The organism is Gilliamella sp. Pas-s27 (assembly GCF_009795865.1).
Lineage (GTDB): Bacteria > Pseudomonadota > Gammaproteobacteria > Enterobacterales > Orbaceae > Gilliamella.
In genome coordinates this window covers 1-4,217 of record NZ_WTEW01000052.1, presented here as the reverse complement: position 1 = coordinate 4,217, position 4,217 = coordinate 1, and the positions used below count along the sequence as shown (strand labels likewise).

General features: G+C 31.3%; 4 protein-coding genes and 1 pseudogene. All 5 read left to right on the top strand.

The window, feature by feature from the left end:
- Positions 1 to 69 precede the first annotated feature (69 nt).
- Positions 70 to 1,080 carry a hypothetical protein gene (locus tag GQ589_RS11325; protein ID WP_160426288.1) on the top strand — a complete coding sequence of 337 codons (1,011 nt, stop codon included), beginning with the start codon at positions 70 to 72 and terminating at the stop codon, positions 1,078 to 1,080.
- Positions 1,081 to 1,295: 215 nt separating this feature from the next.
- Positions 1,296 to 1,466, top strand: coding sequence for a hypothetical protein (locus GQ589_RS11320; protein ID WP_160426286.1), 171 nt, complete (start codon positions 1,296 to 1,298; stop codon positions 1,464 to 1,466).
- A gap of 9 nt (positions 1,467 to 1,475) precedes the next feature.
- Positions 1,476 to 2,474, top strand: coding sequence for a M23 family metallopeptidase (locus tag GQ589_RS11315; protein ID WP_160426284.1), 999 nt, complete (start codon positions 1,476 to 1,478; stop codon positions 2,472 to 2,474).
- 24 nt (positions 2,475 to 2,498) lie between these two features.
- Positions 2,499 to 3,536 (top strand): hypothetical protein, encoded by a 1,038-nt coding sequence (locus GQ589_RS11310; protein ID WP_160426282.1) that lies wholly within the window; start codon positions 2,499 to 2,501, stop codon positions 3,534 to 3,536.
- A gap of 173 nt (positions 3,537 to 3,709) precedes the next feature.
- A pseudogene (locus GQ589_RS11305) lies at positions 3,710 to 4,217 on the top strand (hypothetical protein); the annotation flags it as partial.

Below are 4,217 nucleotides of genomic sequence, written 5' to 3'. Positions count from 1 at the left end.
GAAAGAAAAGGCTAAAAGAGAAGCAAAAGCCAAACAACAACGCACAAATAAAAAATAAGGAATAACAAAATGAAGTATATAAAGTGTATCTTACTTACGATATTATTAACCCCCGCCATTAGTCATGCCATATTTCGTATTTATACCGGTACTATTGGGCAAGATAATGCAGAATTTTATTTTGATGATGAATATGCTTTTTATCTTGCGGGTAAAGAGCATCAAATTAAGCATTTAAGTTTTATCAGTAAGCCTAATGATATGTTTAATTTTAAAGTTTATTATGCAAATTCTTTCGAAAAAATATTGGATAAAATAGTTATTGAGAATTTTGATAGAGGCATATTTAATCATGATGCAGACGCCTATCAATATCTAACTGGGCATTCTCTTAATGGTGATAAGATAAATTTACATGAAATATTTAAATATAAAAAATACGATGAACATTCATTGCGTGAAGCAGAATTTAACAATATAGATTATTTACAACAACATAGTACTAAGGATTTTTATTTTAAAGTAATAGTATCTAAAAAGAAAAATGAAGAAGCAAATATCGTTGGGATAAAAATATATAGCAAACATGATGGCAAGCTTATTCAAACTATTACAGGTATCAAAGGATGTGAGTTTCATGGTTATGTTAATATCGTAACTCATGAAGGCTTTGATTATAATTTTGATGGCGATAATAATGATTTTTATCTCGTTAAAGACAGATATCACGGACCTAATAGAACAGCCGAATATTACGTCTATGACAAAACCCAACAACAATTTGTTAAATTAAATCTTGAAGGCAACGCATTTCGTTTTGATTACGAAGAAAAAGAGGCGACCAGCTATAAAAACTGTCCCGGTAAAAAAGGCAATGACTACATATTGCTAACCGATGATTTTAAATACATCGGCAATAATCGTTACAAAAAGATCAAAACAGAATGCCTGTATAATGCAGACGGTCATGTGAACAAAGATAATAACCGATATGAATATAGAAAACAAAGAGCGTGCAAACCTAAAGAAATCAAAGCTTGTCGAAAGTATATTGATACTAATGATTATGATGATTATTAATGGCACTGAGGCAAATTACCAGCGATTTTAACCTATATCTTAGTATTTATTATTGTTTTTTTTATGATTATTAGGGGATGCCTCAATTGAATTACCCCTAAGATTTACTTATAAAAATCAGTCAGAAAACATATTGATTTTATTAGTGTTTTTATTCTGTGGTTTTTGACAAACAACACACCTAATAACGTCGAGTGAGAAAGAGTATCTAAATTTTGACAGGCACACTGATTTATTCAACACAACGGAAAAAGAACCTACCGCCGCCGGCTTTTACGGATAGCGATTTAAAAGAAGGATTACGCAGAAGCTGGACAGCGGAGCTGATAGGGCATTTACTGGTAAAATATGAAAGTGAATGGTATGCCGATGAAGCGTTAAGCTAATGGAACGAAGTGGATGACTTATTTGAAGAAGAGAAACAACAACAAAAAACGCTGATTGAAGCGGGATTAGATGAGTGGGGCATCACCCAGCTTTATCAGCGTGATATTGTGATGAAAAAAGTAGATGAAGCGCATGAACATGTCAAAAAAAATTGGCAACTAGAAAAAGCGCAACGCATTAAACCCTCACTGTGGTGGCAACAAGTGGCACAAGCGCAAGCTCAAACAACCAGCACAGAACAAAGCGATGCGAATGCTAATACCCCGAAACTATCCAATCTATCAACTGACGGCAAGGCATGGTTTATTCACCCAGTGGCGATGATTGATTATTTTAATATTGAAACAACACTCTGGCATGAGCCGTTAAAAAACCCTCAAAGGACGCTTTATAACTCAGTCGAAATTGAAAAAAAGGTTAATGGCGCTTTTGGTTTTGTAAGAAATGGAGGGGCAAAATCACATGCGGGTTTAGATATATTTGCTGATATCAATACCCCTTGTTATGCGTGTTTAGACGCTAAAGTAGTGGGCTACATTACTGAAGTTAAGGATAGGGATGGCAAAGGTATAGGATACGGAAATGTACTCATCCTCAAAGTTAAAGGGGAGGACTTAAGAAACTCACGAAATGATACGGTCCTTGAATTTCCAAAAAATGGGGAAATTGAGCAAGCAGAAGATTTTAATATTAATGCTGAGCATTTTTACTTACGTTATTGTCATTTAAAAGATAAACGCGCTGACTTAAAAGTAGGTGATAAGGTTAAAGCAGGTGATTTAATTGGCTATACAGGTGATACAGGTAATGCTGAGGATGTCGTTAATCCTCACCTACATTTTGAAATAGCAATGAATCCAAGATACAACCGTTCTACCGTGTATGATCCGCAAACTAATAAGTTAGGTTATAAAATCAATCCTGCGTTATTTGTTAATTTGCAAGCAATAGACAAAGAAAAACAAAAACAAAAAGAAGTTCTTAATAGACGAAAAAATGAAAAATAAACTAAAACTTGAAGTGAGGTTGAAATGATTAGTATAAGAAAATATTTTTTTGTTGTGGTATTTTTTTCTAATACTCTATTAGCTAATTATAGTGTCTATGAAGGTAATATAGGTAAATATAAAGTAGAATTTTATTTTGATGCTTTTTATAAAGATGATATTAATATTATTTATATAGATAATAGAAATTATGAACCCCGACAACTTAATAGCACTAATAAATATCGAAATGATGAAGGCATAACATTTAATATTCCTGATACAAATTTTGGCAGTTCAATTATAGATACCATTGTAATAAAAAATATTGATTTTAATGAGGATGGCACAATTATTTTGAATAAAACGTTAGAATGTGAGTCAAAATTATATGGTTCTTTTAAATTAGATAAAAAATTTGGCTATGATTTTAAAACACATGTTAATGCTGATGATTATAATTTAAAGCTAAAGAAAAATGTGGAGTTTAATAATGTAGAAATTATACAGCGAGAATCTACTAAAGATTACTACTTTAAAACACTGATCTCAAAGAAGAAAGGTGAATTTATGCAAGTTGTCGGAATCAATATTTACCAGAAAAAGGATGGTAATTTATTTCAAACAATTAATAATTTGAAAGGCTATGGTTTTCTTTCATTTACTAGTATAAATACCAATCAAGATGCTAATTTTGATGAAAAAGATAATGATTTTTATATTTCTAAAACTACAGATAGCATTAATGATGGGAATATACTTGATGCTTATTACTCTTATGATAACAATTCGGGTAAATTTGTTTATCTAAATTTATCAGGTCGTTTTATTACCTTTGATTCTGAGAAAAAAACAGCAGAGAAAGTAAAATATTGCCCTAAAGATTACTTCAACCGAGTCATTTTAACTGATTTATATCAATATACAGATAAAAAAAAATATACCATATTAAACTCTAAATGTAAGGTTGAGAATAAATCTAAGGTTGATTATAAGCTGTTGCTTTCTCGCCAATGTACTAAAAAAGAAAGAAATTTTTGTATGAACGCTAGCGAATTATTAATTGATGATTATCTTGATTAAATATGGTGCTATTAGTAAATAAATGAACATAATAACGTATTTATTAGCAATAATTTTTCATTACTAATCAACATGGGCTATATATTGAGTTTACAATGAAATATAGATGACAAAAAATAAAATTTTATATAAACGCTTTCTTTTTCCATAACAATAGAAAAATAACCAACTTTATGTTTCCAATTGGCGAAAAACAACTCAGTCAAGATGCGTATTATAAAGCATTATCAGAAGCTCATAGTGGTTTTTATCCGTTTGGTGAAAATGGGATATGGCACGGTGGCATTCATATTGATAAATTTGTATTAGATAAAGTAAAAAGTGACGATAAACTGCGTTGTATGGCCAATGGTGAAGTAATTGCTTATCGAATTAATGATGTTTATCCTAAAATAGTCTATCATGACAATGTTGAGCTAAAAACGCCTTATAAGGAACAGCAAAAGGTGGCGTATTTTTCAACAGGGTTTACCTTGGTTAGACACCTTTTACAAATGCCTAAAATAGCTAATTCAACTGACACGCCGCATAAGGGGTATGTCAAATTAACCTCAGTGTTATCATCGACTTTCGAGCCAGGAAAGTTAGATAAAATTGTGGTATTAAAAGCACCGATGCCAATAAAGAAAGGTGATTTTATTGGTTACCTTGGTCATAATGTGAGTCAAAGCGAGCGTTTTG